This window comes from Cellulosimicrobium funkei (genome assembly GCF_001019615.1).
Lineage (GTDB): Bacteria > Actinomycetota > Actinomycetes > Actinomycetales > Cellulomonadaceae > Cellulosimicrobium > Cellulosimicrobium cellulans_E.
Map to the genome: position 1 here is coordinate 1 of NZ_JNBQ01000055.1, position 15,290 is coordinate 15,290.

At 74.5% G+C, this 15,290-nt stretch carries 17 protein-coding genes and 1 tRNA gene; 12 read left to right on the top strand and 6 right to left on the bottom strand.

Annotation, left to right across the window (positions count from 1 at the left end; all coding sequences use genetic code 11):
• The coding region (locus tag FB00_RS19860) for a response regulator (protein ID WP_419865535.1) at positions 1-817 on the top strand (817 nt) is incomplete at its 5' end.
• Between the two features lie 91 nt (positions 818-908).
• On the opposite strand, the gene FB00_RS19865 is transcribed toward FB00_RS19860, so the two are convergent.
• The 3 genes from FB00_RS19865 to ald all read right to left on the bottom strand — a co-directional run bounded on the left by FB00_RS19865 (position 909) and on the right by ald (position 4,991).
• Positions 909-3,062, bottom strand: coding sequence for a M3 family metallopeptidase (locus FB00_RS19865; protein WP_047234668.1), 2,154 nt, complete (start codon positions 3,060-3,062; stop codon positions 909-911).
• A gap of 77 nt (positions 3,063-3,139) precedes the next feature.
• Positions 3,140-3,775, bottom strand: coding sequence for a GNAT family N-acetyltransferase (locus FB00_RS19870; protein ID WP_047234657.1), 636 nt, complete (start codon positions 3,773-3,775; stop codon positions 3,140-3,142).
• A 100-nt stretch (positions 3,776-3,875) separates the two neighbouring features.
• Positions 3,876-4,991 (bottom strand): alanine dehydrogenase, encoded by a 1,116-nt coding sequence (ald, locus tag FB00_RS19875; protein WP_047234658.1) that lies wholly within the window; start codon positions 4,989-4,991, stop codon positions 3,876-3,878.
• A gap of 108 nt (positions 4,992-5,099) precedes the next feature.
• Here ald and FB00_RS19880 point away from each other — a divergent pair, with 108 nt between their 5' ends.
• On the top strand, positions 5,100-6,437 hold the full coding sequence (locus FB00_RS19880) for an APC family permease (RefSeq protein ID WP_047234659.1): 1,338 nt from the start codon (positions 5,100-5,102) through the stop codon (positions 6,435-6,437).
• A 74-nt stretch (positions 6,438-6,511) separates the two neighbouring features.
• On the top strand, positions 6,512-6,814 hold the full coding sequence (locus FB00_RS19885) for a DUF1905 domain-containing protein (RefSeq protein ID WP_047234660.1): 303 nt from the start codon (positions 6,512-6,514) through the stop codon (positions 6,812-6,814).
• Between the two features lie 37 nt (positions 6,815-6,851).
• On the opposite strand, the gene FB00_RS19890 is transcribed toward FB00_RS19885, so the two are convergent.
• Positions 6,852-8,144, bottom strand: a complete 1,293-nt coding sequence (locus FB00_RS19890) for an AI-2E family transporter (RefSeq protein WP_419865536.1) — start codon at positions 8,142-8,144, stop codon at positions 6,852-6,854.
• A 194-nt stretch (positions 8,145-8,338) separates the two neighbouring features.
• Between FB00_RS19890 and FB00_RS19895 the strand changes: the two genes are divergently transcribed.
• From FB00_RS19895 to FB00_RS19935, 9 genes are all read left to right on the top strand, one after another.
• Positions 8,339-8,423: transfer RNA gene (locus tag FB00_RS19895), tRNA-Leu, on the top strand.
• A 205-nt stretch (positions 8,424-8,628) separates the two neighbouring features.
• On the top strand, positions 8,629-9,873 hold the full coding sequence (locus FB00_RS19900) for an NAD(P)/FAD-dependent oxidoreductase (protein WP_047234661.1): 1,245 nt from the start codon (positions 8,629-8,631) through the stop codon (positions 9,871-9,873).
• A 2-nt stretch (positions 9,874-9,875) separates the two neighbouring features.
• Positions 9,876-10,190, top strand: a complete 315-nt coding sequence (locus FB00_RS19905; RefSeq protein ID WP_047234662.1) for a TusE/DsrC/DsvC family sulfur relay protein — start codon at positions 9,876-9,878, stop codon at positions 10,188-10,190.
• Between the two features lie 9 nt (positions 10,191-10,199).
• Positions 10,200-10,739, top strand: coding sequence for a DsrE/DsrF/DrsH-like family protein (locus FB00_RS19910; protein WP_047234663.1), 540 nt, complete (start codon positions 10,200-10,202; stop codon positions 10,737-10,739).
• A gap of 29 nt (positions 10,740-10,768) precedes the next feature.
• Positions 10,769-11,377: a hypothetical protein gene (locus FB00_RS19915; protein ID WP_052877814.1), complete on the top strand. Its 609-nt coding sequence runs from the start codon at positions 10,769-10,771 to the stop codon at positions 11,375-11,377.
• 120 nt (positions 11,378-11,497) lie between these two features.
• Positions 11,498-12,013 (top strand): flavodoxin family protein, encoded by a 516-nt coding sequence (locus tag FB00_RS19920; RefSeq protein ID WP_197088868.1) that lies wholly within the window; start codon positions 11,498-11,500, stop codon positions 12,011-12,013.
• Positions 12,010-12,243, top strand: coding sequence for a DUF1918 domain-containing protein (locus tag FB00_RS19925; RefSeq protein ID WP_047234665.1), 234 nt, complete (start codon positions 12,010-12,012; stop codon positions 12,241-12,243). Before FB00_RS19920 ends, FB00_RS19925 begins: the two co-directional genes overlap by 4 nt.
• A gap of 71 nt (positions 12,244-12,314) precedes the next feature.
• Entirely contained in the window at positions 12,315-12,989 is a 675-nt protein-coding gene (locus FB00_RS19930) for a response regulator transcription factor (protein ID WP_269430030.1), read from the top strand.
• Positions 12,986-14,218, top strand: coding sequence for a sensor histidine kinase (locus FB00_RS19935; protein WP_052877815.1), 1,233 nt, complete (start codon positions 12,986-12,988; stop codon positions 14,216-14,218). Before FB00_RS19930 ends, FB00_RS19935 begins: the two co-directional genes overlap by 4 nt.
• Here the strand turns inward: FB00_RS19935 and FB00_RS22940 are convergent.
• A complete protein-coding gene (locus FB00_RS22940) occupies positions 14,184-14,570 on the bottom strand; it encodes an FAD:protein FMN transferase (RefSeq protein ID WP_231581960.1) in 387 nt (128 codons plus the stop codon). The two genes, FB00_RS19935 and FB00_RS22940, sit on opposite strands and share 35 nt — an antisense overlap.
• 357 nt (positions 14,571-14,927) lie before the next feature.
• Positions 14,928-15,290 (bottom strand): FMN-binding protein (locus FB00_RS19945; protein ID WP_047234666.1); only part of this gene is annotated, 363 nt, incomplete at its 5' end.

Consider the following 15,290-nt stretch of genomic DNA (forward strand, 5'->3'; position numbering starts at 1 on the left):
TGCGGGCGCGGGTGCCGGTCACGCCCGGCGCCGCGGTGCGCGGGACGGTTGCCGCGCCCGGCTCGCGGTCCTCGGGCGGGGGTGCCGCGTGATCCGCGTCGTGCTGGTCGACGACCAGCCCCTCGTGCGGACGGGCATCCGCGCGCTGCTCGAGCGTGCGGACGACGTCGAGGTCGTGGGCGAGGCCGCCGACGGGCGCGAGGGCGTGGCGCTCGTGCGCCGGGTGCGCCCCGACGTCGTCCTCATGGACCTCCAGATGCCCGTGCTCGACGGGATCGCGGCCACGCGTCGGATCGTCGCCGACCCGGCCCCCGGCTCGGGGCCGCCGGACGGCGCGAGGAGCGCGACGGGCGCGGACGGTGCCGCGCCCGGACCGCGCGTCGTGGTCCTCACGACGTTCGACGACGACGCGAACCTCTTCGCGGCGCTGCGGGCCGGCGCGTCGGGCTTCCTGCTCAAGGACGCGAGCCCCGACGAGCTGCGCGGCGCGGTGCGCACGGCCGCCGCGGGCGACGCGCTGCTCTCCCCCGCGGTGACGGCGCGCGTGGTCGCGCAGGCGGTGGACGCCGGGCGGCGCGACGACGCGCTCGTCGCCGCGGTCGCCGACCGGCTCACGGACCGCGAGCGCGAGGTGCTCGCGCACGTCGGGCGCGGCCTGACGAACGACGAGATCGGCGCGGTCCTGTTCATGAGCCCGGCGACGGCCCGCACGCACGTGGGCCGCGTCCTCGCCAAGCTGGGCGTGCGCGACCGGGCCGGCCTCGTCGTCGTCGCCTACGAGACCGGCCTGGTCCGCCCGGGCACCCCGCCCCGCTAGAGGCGAGGTGCGCGAGGTAGAGGCCTGGTCATGACCAGGGCTCTACCTCGCGCTACCACGGCTCTACCTCGCGACGGGAGGGGCCCACACCTCAGGCGTCGAGACCGCGGCGCGCGAGGAGCGGCGCGATGTCGGCGTCGCGGCCGCGCAGCTCGCGGAACGACTGCAGCGGGTCCTGCGAGCCGCCGCGCGCGAGCAGGACGCGGCGGAAGCGCTCGCCGTTCTCGCGCGACAGGCCGCCGTTCTCGCGGTACCACTCGACGGTGTCGGCGTCGAGCACCTCGGACCAGATGTACGAGTAGTACCCGGCCGCGTACCCGCCCCCGAACACGTGGTTGTAGTACGTGGTGCGGTAGCGCGGCGGGACCGGCGCGAACGCCACGCCCGCCGCCTCGAGCGCGGCCTCCTCGAAGGGCACGACGTCCGCCTCGGACGACGGCACGCCGTCGGGACCGACCTGGTGCCAGGCCTGGTCGAGCAGCGCCGCGGCGAGGTACTCGGTCGTCCCGAAGCCCTCGTTGAACTGGCGCGAGGCGAGCATCGTGTCCACCCACTCGGCCGGCATCGGCTCGCCCGTGACGTGGTGCACCGCGTACGAGCGCAGGACCGACGGCTCCCACGCCCACATCTCGTTGACCTGCGACGGGTACTCGACGAAGTCGCGCGGCACCTCCGTCCCCGACTGCGACGGGTAGCGCACGTCGGAGAACAGGCCGTGCAGCGCGTGCCCGAACTCGTGGAACAGCGTGATGACCTCGTCCCACACGAGCAGCGTGGGCTGGCCGGCGGGCGGCTTGACGATGTTGAGGTTGTTCACGACGACCGGCTTCTGCCCGAGCAGGTGGTTCTGGTCGACGAGGTTGTTCATCCAGGCGCCGCCGCGCTTGGACTCCCGCGTGTACCAGTCGGCGAGGAAGAGACCCAGGCCCTGGCCCGGCTCCCCCGGCGTCTCGGTGTCGAAGACCTCGAAGACGCGGACGTCCGGGTGGTAGCCGACGAGGTCGTGGCGCTCGGCGAACGAGACCCCGAAGAGCTGGCCCGCCGCCGCGAAGACGCCGTCGTGCACGACGCGCTCGAGCTCGAGGTACGGGCGCAGGAGCGCGTCGTCGAGCGCGTAGCGGTCCTTGCGCACGCGCTCGGCGTAGAAGGACCAGTCGGACGCGCGCAGCGTGGCGCCCGGCTCGTCGGTCCGGAGCGCGGCCTCGAGGTCGGCGGCCTCGCGCCGCGCGTTCGCGACGGCCGCCGGAGCGAGCCGTGCGAGCATCGCGTCGACGGCCTCGGTGGTCTTCGCGGTCGCGTCCTCCGCGACGTACGCGGCGTGGTGCTCGTACCCGAGCAGGCGCGCGCGCTCGGCGCGCAGGCGCACGGTCTCCAGGACGATCTCGCGCGTGTCGTGGTCGTCGCCGGTCGCCCCGCGCGACTCCGACGCCTGCTGCACGCGCTCTCGCACGTCGCGGCGCGCGAGGGAGGCGAGGACGCCCTGCTGGGTGGGCAGCTGCATCTCCAGGAGCCACGCCCCCTCGTGCCCGCGCGACGCGGCGGCGGCCGCCGCCCCCGCGACGGCGTCCTCGGCGAGGCCCTCGAGCTCGGCGCGGTCGGTGACGAGCACGCTCGCCGCGTTGGCCCCCGCGAGGAGCTTGCGGCCGAACGCGGCCTCGAGCGTGGTGAGGCGGCCGTTGAGCTCGCGCAGGCGCTCCTGCTGCTCCGCGTCGAGCTCGACGCCGGAGCGGCGGAAGCGGACCAGGAGCGTGTGCAGCAGCCACGCGGCGTCGGGCTCGAGCGTCTGCTCGCCGGCGTCGACGGCGTCCTGGAGCGCGCGGGCACGCGCGTACAGGCGCGCGTCCATGTAGATCGCGTCGTGGTGCGCGGCGAGCTCGGGGGCGAACTCCTCCTCGATCTGTTCCAGGCCGGGCGTCGCGTCGGCCGAGAGCTGGTTGTAGAACGCGTTGAGCACGCGCGCCAGGTCGCGACCCGACCGCTCGAGAGCCGCGAGCACGTTCGCCTCGGTCGGGAGCGCGTCGTCGGTCGCGACCGCCTCGATCGCGGCACGCTGGGCCGCCGTCGCGGCGCGCAGCGCGGGGAGGTAGTGCTCCTCGCGGATCGCGTCGTAGTCGGGCAGCTCGTACGGCAGCGCGGACGGCGCGGCGAACGGGTTGGCGGGATCGAGGTCGATCAGGGCGGAGGTGACAGCGGGCGCGGAGGTGGGCGCGGGCGCGTCGGTGCGCGTCGTGGGCTCGGAGGTCATGGTGCCCATCTTGACCCGCGGGCGGGCGCGACGGAAACGCATTCGTGGACGCCCCGGGTCACCGGGCCCGCAGTCCGTCAGACCACGCGACCCGACGACGGCGCGTCCGCCGACCAGGGCTCGTTCGGCTCGCGCGGGTCGTCGGGCAGGAGCGTGCCGAGCCACGCGTCGCGCCGCTCGCCGCGCTGGAGCGCGAACCCGCGCACCGCGCCCTCGACCCGGAAGCCGAGCCGCCAGGCGGTGCGCCGTGACGGCCAGTTGCCGACGTACGCCTGCCAGAAGAGCCGCGCGAGGCCCGCGCCCTCGGGGTCGAACGCCCAGTCGACCACGAGCCGGCACGCCGCCGTCATGAGTCCGCGGCCCCGCGCCTCCGGTGCCGTCCAGTAGCCGATCTCGGCCGACCGCCGGCCCTCGGGAGCGTCGTCGAGGCTCAGGCCGACCATGCCGAGCAGCCGCCCGGCGCCGTCGGGACCGGGGATGCCCGAGGGTCCGGCGCTCGCGCGCACGCCCCACGTGAGGACGTCCCCGCGCTCCCAGCCGGGGCCCGCGTACTCCTGGACGAACTGCACCGCGTCCTCGCGCGCGTACGGGGAGGGGACGACGGTCCACGCCGCGACCGCCGGGTCCTGGCACGCGACCGTGATCGCGTCGACGTCGTCGAGGGTCGGGGTGGACAGGTGGACGCGACCGTCGTCGAGGGCGAAGGGGTGCACCGCCCGAGCCTGGCACGTCCCGGCACGCGCCGTCACCCGGATTGCCGACGACCGTCGCCCGCGACGACGCCGCCCGGCCACCCCGCGGGCGCGCGCGGCGTCAGGTGCGCAAGGCGTCCTCCACGGGCGTCCACGGCAGGTCGTGCGCCGCCGCGACGGCCTCGTTCAGCAGGGCGCCGCGGTGCGTGGACGCGCCCGACCGCAGGAGCGGGACGTCGCGCACGGCGTCGACGCCGCCGTCCGCGAGCGCCGCGAGGTAGGGCAGCGTCGCGCTCGTGAGCGCGAGCGTGCTCGTCACGGGGACCGCGCCGGGCATGTTCGCGACGCAGTAGAACGTCGTGCCGTGCACCGCGAACGTCGGGTCGTCGTGCGTCGTGGGTCGCGAACCCTCGAAGCAGCCGCCCTGGTCGACGGCGACGTCGACGAGCACGGCGCCGGGCCGCATGCGCGCGACGAGGTCGTCGGTGACGAGGCGCGGGGCACGCGCACCGGCGACCAGGACCGCCCCGACGACGAGGTCGGCCTCGAGCACCTCGCGCTCGATCGCGTAGGCGCTGGACACGACCGTGCGCACATGGCCGGAGAACTCCTGGTCGACGGCGCGCAGCACGGGCAGCGACAGGTCGACCACGGTGACCTCGGCGCGCATGCCGACGGCGATCTCGGCCGCGTTGCGGCCCGCGGTCCCGCCCCCGAGCACGACGACGCGACCGGGCCGCGTCCCCGGCACGCCGCCGAGCAGGACGCCGCGACCGCCCGCGGGCCGCTGGAGGAGCCAGGCGCCGACCTGGGTCGCCATGCGCCCGGCGACCTCGCTCATGGGCGCGAGCAGCGGCAGCGTCCCGTCGGGGGCCTGGGCCGTCTCGTACGCGACGGACGTCGTGCCGGCGTCGAGCAGGGCGCGCGTGCACGCCTCGTCGGCGGCGAGGTGGAGGTAGGCGAAGAGGAGGAGGTCCTCGCGCAGGAGCGGGTACTCGCTCTCGACCGGCTCCTTGACCTTGCACACGAGCTCCGCCTCGCCCCACACCTCCTCCGCCGTCGGCACGATCCGCGCGCCCGCGCCCTCGTACTCCGCGTCGGACAGGTGGGAGCCGGCACCGGCCCCGGACTGGACGAGCACGTCGTGCCCGGCGCGCACGAGATGGTGGGCGCCGGCGGGGGTGAGCGCGACGCGGTCCTCGTGGTTCTTGACCTCGGTGGGTATCCCGATCCTCATGGTCCAGTGTGGCCGCAGGGGGCCGCCCTCCGCAGGGTGGCAGGATCTTGCCTCTCGGTGACGTTTCCGCCACTCGTCGGCGCGGCCCCCGGCTGCCAGGGTGAGCGGGTGAACTCCCCGACCCCGCTCGCACCCGCCCTCCCCGCCCCCACGTCGGCCCCGGCGGCGGGTGCCTCGTCGGACCCGGGCGGGCACGCGCCGTCGGGCACGCTCGGGCTCGCCCGCGGCAGCGCCCTGTACGTGGCGAGCGTGCTCGGCACGGGTGTCCTCGCGCTCCCCGGGCTCGCCACGCGCGTCGCCGGCCCCGCGTCGGTCCTCGCCGTCGCCCTGGTGCTCGTCGCGAGCGTGCCGCTCGCGGGCACCTTCGCGGCGCTCGCCGCGCGGCACCCCGACCGGGGCGGCGTCGCGAGCGCGGTGCGCGCGGCCCTCGGCCCGACGGCGGCCCGCGCCACGGGCTACTGGTTCTACCTCGGCGTGTGCGTCGGCGTGCCCGTCGTGGCGGTGCTCGGCGCGGAGTACGTCGTCACGGTCGTGGGCGCGGACCGCGGCGTCGTCCCCGTCGTGGCCGTCGCGCTCGTCGTCGTGCCGGCGGTCGCCGTGGGGCTCGGGATCCGCGTCGCCGGCGCCGTCCAGCTCGGGCTCACGTCCCTGCTGCTCACGGCCGTCGTCGTGGTGGTCGCGGTGGCGGCGCCCGCCGCGAGCGCCGAGCGGTTCACGCCGTTCCTCAGCGAGGGCTGGTCCGGCGTCGGTTCCGCGGTGAGCCTGTTCGTCTGGGCGTTCGCGGGCTGGGAGGTCGGCACGCACGTCTCGGCCGACTTCCGCGACCCTCGCCGCACCATCCCCGCCGCGACCGGCGTCGCGCTGGTCGTGGTCGGCGTCGCCTACCTCGCGCTCCAGGAGACGACCGTCGGGGTTCTCGGGGCCGGGGCCGGCTCCGGCACGGTCGCGCTGCTCGACCTCGCCCGCACGGGCGCGCCCGCCGCCGGGCCCGTGGTCGTCGGCGTCGTGGCGGCGATCGTCACGTCGGGCGTGCTCACCGCCTACCTCGCGGCCTTCGCGAACCTCGGCCAGGCGCTCGCGCGCGACGGCGACCTGCCGCGGCCGCTCGCGGCGCTCTCCGGCCGGACCGGGGTACCCCGGCGGGCGCTCGCGGTCACGCTCGTCCTCAGCGCGGCGTACCTCGCCGTGCTCGTCGCCACCGGCCTCGACCTCGAGCCGTTCGTCCGCGTGCACACGAGCTGCATGGTGGCGGTGTACGCGCTCGGGATGCTCGCCGCCCTGCGGCTGCTCCCCCGCCGCACCGTCGGCTGGTGGCTCGCTGCCGTCGCGACCGTCCTCACGGGCGTCCTGCTCGTCCTCGCGGGTGCGTCGCTCGTCGCCCCGGCGCTCCTCGCCGTCGGCGCCGTCGCGGTCACGCTCGTGCGGCGCCGGCACGCCACGCCCTGAACGCGCCGCCGGGCCGCGAGAATCGCCCTCCCGGCCCGTTCCCCGCCACGGCGCCGTCCGCTACGGTCGACGGCATGCCCACGTGGACGGACCCGGGCCCGGTGGAGTTCGACGCCGTCGTGATCGCCGCCGGGACTCGGTCGGGAGCGTTCGTGGCGCTCCCGTACGACGCCGTCGACCTTTTCGGCACGCGCGGCCGGGTCCCGGTGGTCGCCGAGGTCGACGACGTGCGATACCACGCCTCGCTCGTCGCCTACGGCGGCCCGCACCTGCTCGCCGTCCTCCGGTCGGTGCGCGCCACGACCGGCAAGGACGTCGGGGACACCGTGCGCGTCGTGGTCCGGCTCGCCGCGGAGGTCTCGGCCGTCCCTCGGTGAGGTCCGCCCCGCCCGGCTCCCGCGGGTCGACCGGGACTCAGTCCACCGCGTCGTCGGCCGTGCGACCCGCCGACCCGGGCAGGGCGTCGCCGAGCGCGATCTCCTTCGCCGTCGGCAGGTCCTCCTCCATGGGCGGGTCCTTGTGCCGCAGGTGCGAGAACACCGACCAGGCGACGGCGACCAGCGGCACGGACACGACCGCCCCGAGTATCCCCGCGAGCAGCGTCCCCGCGGTCACCGCGATCGCCACCACGACCGGGTGCAGCGACACCTGCTTGCCCATGACGAGCGGCTGGAGGATGTGGCCCTCGAACTGCCCGATGAGGGCGATGCCGATCGTCACCACGAGCGCGATCCACAGGCCCTTCGCGGCGAGCGCGACGATCGCCGCGATGATCATCGCGAGCGGCGCGCCGATGATCGGGATGAACGCGCCGATGAACACCAGCACCGCGAGCGGTGCGGCGAGCGGCACGCCCAGGATCCCGAGGAAGATGCCCGCGAGGATGCCGTCCGTGAGCGCGATGATCACCGTCCCGCGCGCGTACCCCGAGAACGTGTACCAGCCCGCGCCGCCCGCGATCTTCCAGCTGTCGCGCGAGCGTGACGGAAGCTGGTTGAGGAACCAGGTCCACATGTCCTTGCCCTTGGCCAGGAAGAACACGGTGCAGAAGATCGCGAGGGCGATCGCGGCGAAAGCCTCGAACACCGAGCCGGCGCTCGCGGCCGCCTGGCTCGCGATGTCGCCGCCGTGCTCGGTCAGCCACTGCCGACCGTTCTCGATCCAGCCGTTGACGTCGTCCGCGGTGATCGTCACCGGCAGCGGGCCGTTCTCGAGGAACTCGAAGATCTGGTCGATGCCGTTGCTGAACTGGTCCGCGAGGCTCTGCCACTGGCCCGCGACCGACGTGATGACGTACGTCAGCAGCCCGGCGATGAACAGCAGCGCGGAGAGGATCGCCAACCCTGTCGCCAACCCCCGGGGCATGACCTTCGCGTAGAAGTCCGTGACGGGCCGCAGGACCGACGTGATGACGAGGGCGAGGAAGACCGCGACGAACACGAGCTGCACCTGCGCCGTGGCGAAGAAGATGAGCGCGACCGCCGCGACGATCAGGAGCAGGCGCCACGACCAGCCCGCCGTCGTGCGCAACCACGCGGGCACCGATTCGTCGTACCCGACGACCGACGGGTTGCGCCGCGCCCCGGCGACCTTCCGCGCCGCGCTCGACGCCCCCGCGAGGTGCTTCACCGACGCCGCCGAGCGGTCCGATCCGGAGCCCGGTCGCGGGGTGGGCACCGCTGCCGCCGGTCGCTGCTCGTCCGTCACACGCGCCTCCGCCCGGTCGTGGCCACCATCCCGCCCAGTGTGCCCCAGGTCGTCCCCTCACGCCGGGTGCCGCACCGGACCGTCCTCCCACGTCGGCCCGGTGCCGGTGGCCGACCGCGATGTGAGGACCAGGCCCGAACCGTGCTATGTTTTTCCCCGCACCGGAACGGCGGAAACGCCGGGAAGGTCCACTCGTCCGGGTGGCGGAATGGCAGACGCGCTAGCTTGAGGTGCTAGTGCCCTTTATCGGGCGTGGGGGTTCAAGTCCCCCTCCGGACACTCTGTGAACGGCCCCTGTCCTGCAAGAACGCAGGACGGGGGCCGTTGTCTTTCGTCCACCCCTCGCACCTCGCGTACCTATCCGGTACCGGCCTTCCGGCGTCCGGCGCCCCGGAATACGCACCGGTGCGGGCGGGACCTTCGACCCTGGGGCCAGGACCGCGGCCGCAGAATCCTGAGGGCATCGACGACGATCGGAGCCCTCATGAATCGTCTGGTGATCCTCGGGGCCGGCACCGCAGGGACGATGGCGGCCAACCGTCTACGACGCCGCCTGCCGCGCGACTGGTCCGTCGCCCTCGTCGACCGCGACGACATGCATCTGTACCAGCCGGGCCTGTTGCTGCTCCCGTTCGGGGTCTACGAGCCGCACGACCTGCTGCGGCCGCGTGACCGCTTCCTGCGCGACGGTGTCGAGCTCGTCCTCGCGGAGGTCGAGCGCGTCGACGCCGACGCCTCGCACGCCCGTCTCCGCGACGGCCGCAGCCTGGGGTACGACCTGCTCGTCATCGCTACCGGTACCTCGCCGCGCCCCGACCAGACCCCGGGCATGACCGGCGCAGCGTGGCGACGCAGCATCTTCGACTTCTTCACGCTCGACGGCGCGCTCGCGCTGCGCGACGCACTCGAACGATGGCCCGGCGGCCGTCTCGTCGTCCACGTCACCGAGATGCCGATCAAGTGCCCGGTCGCCCCGCTCGAGTTCTCGTTCCTCGCCGACGCGTACTTCGCGGAGCGCGGGAAGCGCAGCAGCGTCGACCTCACCTACGTGACACCGCTCGAGGGGGCCTTCACCAAGCCGGTCGCCTCGCAGCACCTGGGCGCGATGCTCGCCGAGCGGGACATCTCCGTGGAACCGGACTTCGTCGTCGACCACGTCGACCCCGATTCCCGGCTCCTCGTCTCCGTGGACGACCGCGAGATCCCGTTCGACCTGCTCGTGACCGTACCGCTCAACATGGGCGACGAGCTCGTCGCGCGCTCAGGTCTGGGTGACGAGCTCAACTACGTGCCCGTGGACAGGTACACCCTGCAGTCGCGCGCACACGCCGACGTCTTCGCGATCGGGGACGCCAACGACATCCCCGCCTCGAAGGCCGGGTCGGTGGCGCACTTCTCCATGGACGGCTTCGTGGAGAACGTCGTAGACCACGTCCGCGGACGGCCCATGACGCACCGGTTCGACGGCCATGCCAACTGCTTCGTGGAGTCGGGACACGGCAAGGGCCTGCTCATCGACTTCAACTACGACACCGAACCGCTGCCCGGGGTCTATCCGTACCCGCGGATCGGCCCGCTCAGCCTGCTCAAGGAGACCCGCGCCAACCACCTGGGAAAGCTCGCGTTCCGCCACTTGTACTGGAACGTGCTGCTCCCCGGGCGGTCGATGCCCGTCCCGTCGCTGATGTCCATGGCCGGCAAGGAGCCTGCCGGCGCCCCGGGGAGGTAGTCATGCCCACGATCGAGATCCACGACAAGATCGTCCACGTCGACGACGAGGGATTCCTCACCGAGTACGGCGAGTGGGACGAGGACGTCGCGCGCGTCCTGGCGCCGCAGATCGGCGTCGAGATGTCCGACCGGCACTGGGACGTGGTGCGCTTCCTGCGCCGGGACTACGCCGAACGCGGCGAGACTGCGACCACGCGGCGCGTGGACGTCGTCGGCCACGTCCCCGTCAAGGAGCAGTTCGCGCTGTTCCCGAAGAAGCCCGGCAAGAAGATGGCCTACGTCGCCGGGCTGCCCAAGCCGCACGGCTGCGTCTGAGAGGTCCTCATGACCACCACCGACCGTCCCGGTCTCACCATCGTCCCGAGCTTCGACGACGAGGACGAGCCGGGCCGCAAGCTCGCCATCATCTGCTCCAAGGGCAACCTCGACATGGCCTACCCGGGCCTGATCCTCGGCAACGCCGCCCTCGGCGAGGGCGTCGAGACCCACCTCTTCTTCACGTTCTGGGGCTTCGACATGATCATGCGCTCGCGCGCGGACGACCTGTCCTTCTCCCCCGTCGCGAACACCGCGATGCACCTGCCGATCAAGGACGTGCGCCTGCCGCAGGCGCTGGCTCCCGCCCCGGGAGTCAGCGCGATGACGACTCGCATGATGAAGAAGCAGATGGAAGAGCTCGGCATCCCCCCGGTACCGGAGTTCCTCGACCAGATCGTCGCTGCCGGCGGCCACCTGTGGGCCTGCCGGCTCACGGCCGAGATGCAGAAGCTCGACGCGTCCGACTTTCGCGACGATATCGAGGGCGTGATCAGCGCCGCCGACTTCATCGACAAGACGGCCGGCGCGCAGCTCCTGTTCATCTGACCCGCCGTTGCGGAAGCGAGGTCGACGCCGTGCGCCGCTGGATCGTGCTCTGCGCCACGGCCGAGGCGGTCGGGATGGCGGCCTCGGCCGCCGCTGCCCGCGCCGGCACGGCGCTCGTCACGGCCGGCAGGGGCAGCGTGCTGGCGTGGACGATCGTGGTTCTTGGAGGGCTCGTCGAAGGCACCGCCCTGGGGCTCGCCCAGCGAGCCGCACTCACCCGTCTCGCGCCCACGCTGCACCGGCGCCGCTGGCTCCTGGTGACCGTCGCCGTCGCGGGGCTGGGGTGGGCGGCCGGCTCCGTGCCCTCGGTCCTCGCCACGGACGACGGCGCGACCGCACCGGGACCGGTCGCCGCGCTGGGTGGTGCCGCGGCTCTCGGCCTCGCCATGGGTGCGGTCCTCGGAGCGGCTCAGTCCTGGGTGATGCGACCCGCCACCCAGCACCCGTGGCGCTGGGTCGGTATCAGCGCAGCGGCATGGACTCCCGCGATGGTCCTGATCTTCACCGGCGCGAGCATCACCCCTGCGGACTGGCCGTTGGGAGCGGTGGTGCTCTTCGGGACGGCGACCGGCGCGGTCGCCGGCGCCGTGCTCGGCGCGGTGTGCGGCGCTCTCGCTCCCGCACTGACGGCGCCGTAGCCGTCCCCGCCCTCGTCCGGACGGGGCCGAAGGGCTCTACCGGACCCCGGCGCACCCGCTCACCCTGAGAAGACGACAGCCCACGACACGCGCACCAGGGAGGACGTCACGGACATGGTCGTGGTCTACGAGACCCACTTCGGGCAGACCCGCGAGATCGCCGAGGCCGTCCCCGACGGTGCGCGACGGGCCGGGGCGGTCGCGGAAGCCGTCGAGCTCGCGACCGCCGGTCCCGACGTCGTGGCGCGGGCCAAACTGCGGGTCGTCGGCGCACCGACGCACGTGCGTGGCATGAGCCGACCCTGGACGCGGGGCCGGGCGCACGCCCAGGAGGTCGGCACCCAGGGCGAGATCCCCGACGGGGTCCGCGAGTGGCTGGCGACGCTGCCCGAGGGGAAGGGCGGCCCCGCCGCCGCCTTCGACACCCGCCTGCGCTCCCCCGCTGCCGGTGGCGCGATGCACGGCATCGTCCGTGGACTGCGACGCCACGGCTTCACCGTGATCGCCGACGGCGAGGGGTTCGTCGTCGACGGTGCGGAGGGGCCGCTCGGCGCCGGCGAGTCGGACCGCGCACGAGCATGGGGTCAGAGGCTCGCGCGCGCTGTGGCCCCGCGCCGCACGGAGGCCCGGCCATGACTCGCGCAGCCCCAGGGGACCGGATCATCGTCCGGTCCGGCCGGATCGGCGGACACGACCGCGACGGCGAGGTCCTCGAGGCCCGCGGACCGGGCGGGAGCCCGCCCCTCCTCGTGCGCTGGTCCGACGACGGCCACGTGACGCTCTACTTCCCCGGACCTGACACGGTCGTCCACGACGGGACCGGCGACGACCTGACGGCAGACACCATCACGCGCACACCCGCGTGAGACCCTGGCGACGTGATCAGGCGTGGCAGCCTCACGGCGTCAGCACCGCCGCGGCACGGACGGAGTCTGGTGTGAAGGACGACACGCGGGTCTTGGTCGTCGAGGACGACCGCCAGCTTGCGCGGATGCTCGCGGAGATCCTCGTCGGAGAGGGCTACGTGGTCGACGTCGCGCACGACGGACAGCGGGGCCTGCACCTGGGGCTGACCCAGGAGTACGACCTGCTCGTGCTCGACCGTGGCCTGCCCGCGATCGAGGGCCTCGACCTGTTGTCGCGGCTGCGCTCGCGCGGTGTCCTGACCCCGGTGCTGGTCCTGTCGGCGCTGGGCAATCCTGCCGACCGGGTGGTGGGCCTGGATGCCGGGGCGGAGGACTACGTGGGCAAGCCGTTCGACGTCGAGGAGCTCTTGGCTCGCCTCCGCGCCCTACGCCGTCGCACCGAGGCCTCGCCGTCCGGCTCGGGTGTCGTGCGCCTGCCCGGTGGCACGTTCGACGCGGCCTCTCGGCGGGTGACGACCGACGATGGGACCACGGTCGACCTCTCGTCCCGCGAGTCGGTGCTCACTGAGCTCCTGGCCCGGCATCCCCGCCAGGTCTTCCGTCGAGAGGATCTGCTGCACCGGGTGTTCCCCGACGCGACCGACCCCGGGGTGGTGGACACCTACGTCTACTACCTGCGCCGCAAGCTCGGGCGTCAGGCGGTCGAGACCGTGCGGGGCCTCGGGTACCGGTGGGGCGAGCTGTGATCACGGGCGCCGAGCGCGACCTCCTGCGGCGCACGAGCCGGCGACTCGCGATCCAGACGGGCCTCCTCGTGCTCGTGAGCCTGCTCGTGGTGGCGGCGGTCGTGCTGGTCGTCGTGACGCACGCGCTCGGCGAGGCGGACGACCGACGGCTGGAGTCGGCCGCGGCGTCGATCGACGACGTCGCCGACGCGGGCCCGGGGGTCTGGGTCGCCGTGGCCTCTCCGCGCGGAGTCGAGGTCTCGCCCGGGATGCCGTCCGGCCTTCCCGACCTCGACCTCGTCGAGCAGGTGGCCCGCACCGGGACGAGCACGCACGAGCGGGTTACGACGTCCGCGGGGACGTTCGAGGTGCTCACGGTAGGCCGGAGGGAGGGAGTCGTCCAAGCGGTCCTCGACCCGTCCGAGACGCGCGAGGAGCTCGCGCGCCTCCTCGCCGCGCTCGGCGTCGCGACGGCCGTGGGGGTCGTGCTCGCCACCGTCGGCGGCTGGTGGCTCGGGCGTCGCGCCGTCCTCCCGACCGCCCACGCCCTCGCGATGCAACGGCGCTTCGTGGCCGACGCGAGCCATGAGCTGCGGACCCCCCTCACCCTGCTCTCGACGCGCGCGCAGCTCCTGCGGCGCCGTCTCGAGCGACCGGGACCGGAGACGCCGGACCAGGTGGCGCGCGACGTCGACGGGCTCCTCGAGGACACGGCCGCGCTGAGCGACGTGCTCGACGACCTGCTGACGGCCGCGGACACGCGATCCGTGGACCTCGTCCCCGTCGACCTCCCCGCGCTGGCCGACGCCGTCGTGCGCTCGGCCGAGGCGCGCGCGGCGTCTCGCTCCGTCGCGCTGCGGCGCGCAGGGATGGACGAGCTCACGGTCGCGGGGGCGCCGGCGGCGCTGCGCCGCGCGCTCACCGCGCTCGTGGACAACGCGGTCGACCACGCGGCGCACGAGGTCGTCGTCACGGTGCGGCGCGCCGGGTCGGCCGCGCAAGCGCTCGTCGACGACGACGGACCCGGTCTGGGCGAGGACGCCGGAGACCTGTTCGCACGCTTCGCCTCCCGGCGCCCCGGTCCGGCCGTGGACGACGACGGCCGGCGCCACTACGGGCTCGGGCTCGCTCTCGTCGCGGAGGTCGCGGCGCAGCACGCCGGCACGGTGGCGGCGACGAACCGTCCCGACGCGCCGCACGGGGCTCGTCTCGTGCTCACGCTGCCGCTCGGCCCGCCGGCCCGTCGCTGACGACCGTCCCGTCCGGGAGGACGGCGAGCACGAGGGCGGCCCCCTGGTCCACCGCCCACGCGACCCCCTCCTCGCCCAGCGCGAGGACGCTCGTCGCGAGGACGTCGGCGGTCGTGAGGTCGGGCGCGACGACGGTCGCCGACAGGAGCCCGCGCGCGGCGGCACCCGTGCGCCCGTCCCACACGTGGAGACCGCGCTCGTACGTCCCCGACGTCGCCACCGCGCCGTCGTGCAGCTCGACCCGCGCCACGAGCTCGTCCGCGCGCAGCGGGGAGCGCACGCCCACCACCCAGGGCCGGCCAGGCTCCGGCCCGCCACGGACGGCGACGTCCCCGCCGGCGTTGAGGCACAGGTCGGAGAACCCCCGCGGCGACCAGCCGGTCCACCGCGCGCTGCGCGGCCCAGCCCTTGACGACGCCGTCGGTGTCCAGGGTGCCGTCCGGCCGGTGCACGTCGAACGCGCCCCCGCTCGCGACGCGTGCCGCCTCCGCGAGGTCGAGCACCTCGCGCAGGTCCCGGGAGGGCCGCACGACGAGCCCGCGCCGGTGGCGGGACAGCTCGCTGTCCGCGCGTCGCCCGCTGAACCGCGCGTCCGCGGCGTGGAGCACCGCGAACGCCGCGCGGACCGCGGCCCGCGCGCGCGCGTCGTCGGGCGCGCGCAGGTCCAGCGACATCGGCAGGCCCATGACCGTCTCCGTCCGGCGCACCGTCAGCCCCGCGCGTCGATCGCGGCCTGGAGGGACTCGCGGTAGCCCTCGGAGGTGTAGGTCGCCCCGGAGACGGTGTCGATGCGCGCGGACTGCGCCCGCACGGCCTCCTGCGCGAGGAGCGGCGTGGCGCGCGCGGAGACCTGGGAGCTCTCTCCCCCGCTGGGCGACCGCACGGTCTGCACCGCGTCGAGGTGCGTCCCGGTGAACGTCACCGCGACCTGCACCGGTCCGTACCGCGTCTGCACGACGGACCCCGTCACGGTCGCCCGCGTCGGGTCCGGCGTGCCGGTGCCCGGGCTCGCCGGGGACGTGCCCGGGTCCGCCGAGCCCGCGGTCGAGGGTGCCGGGGCGGCGTCGGGTCG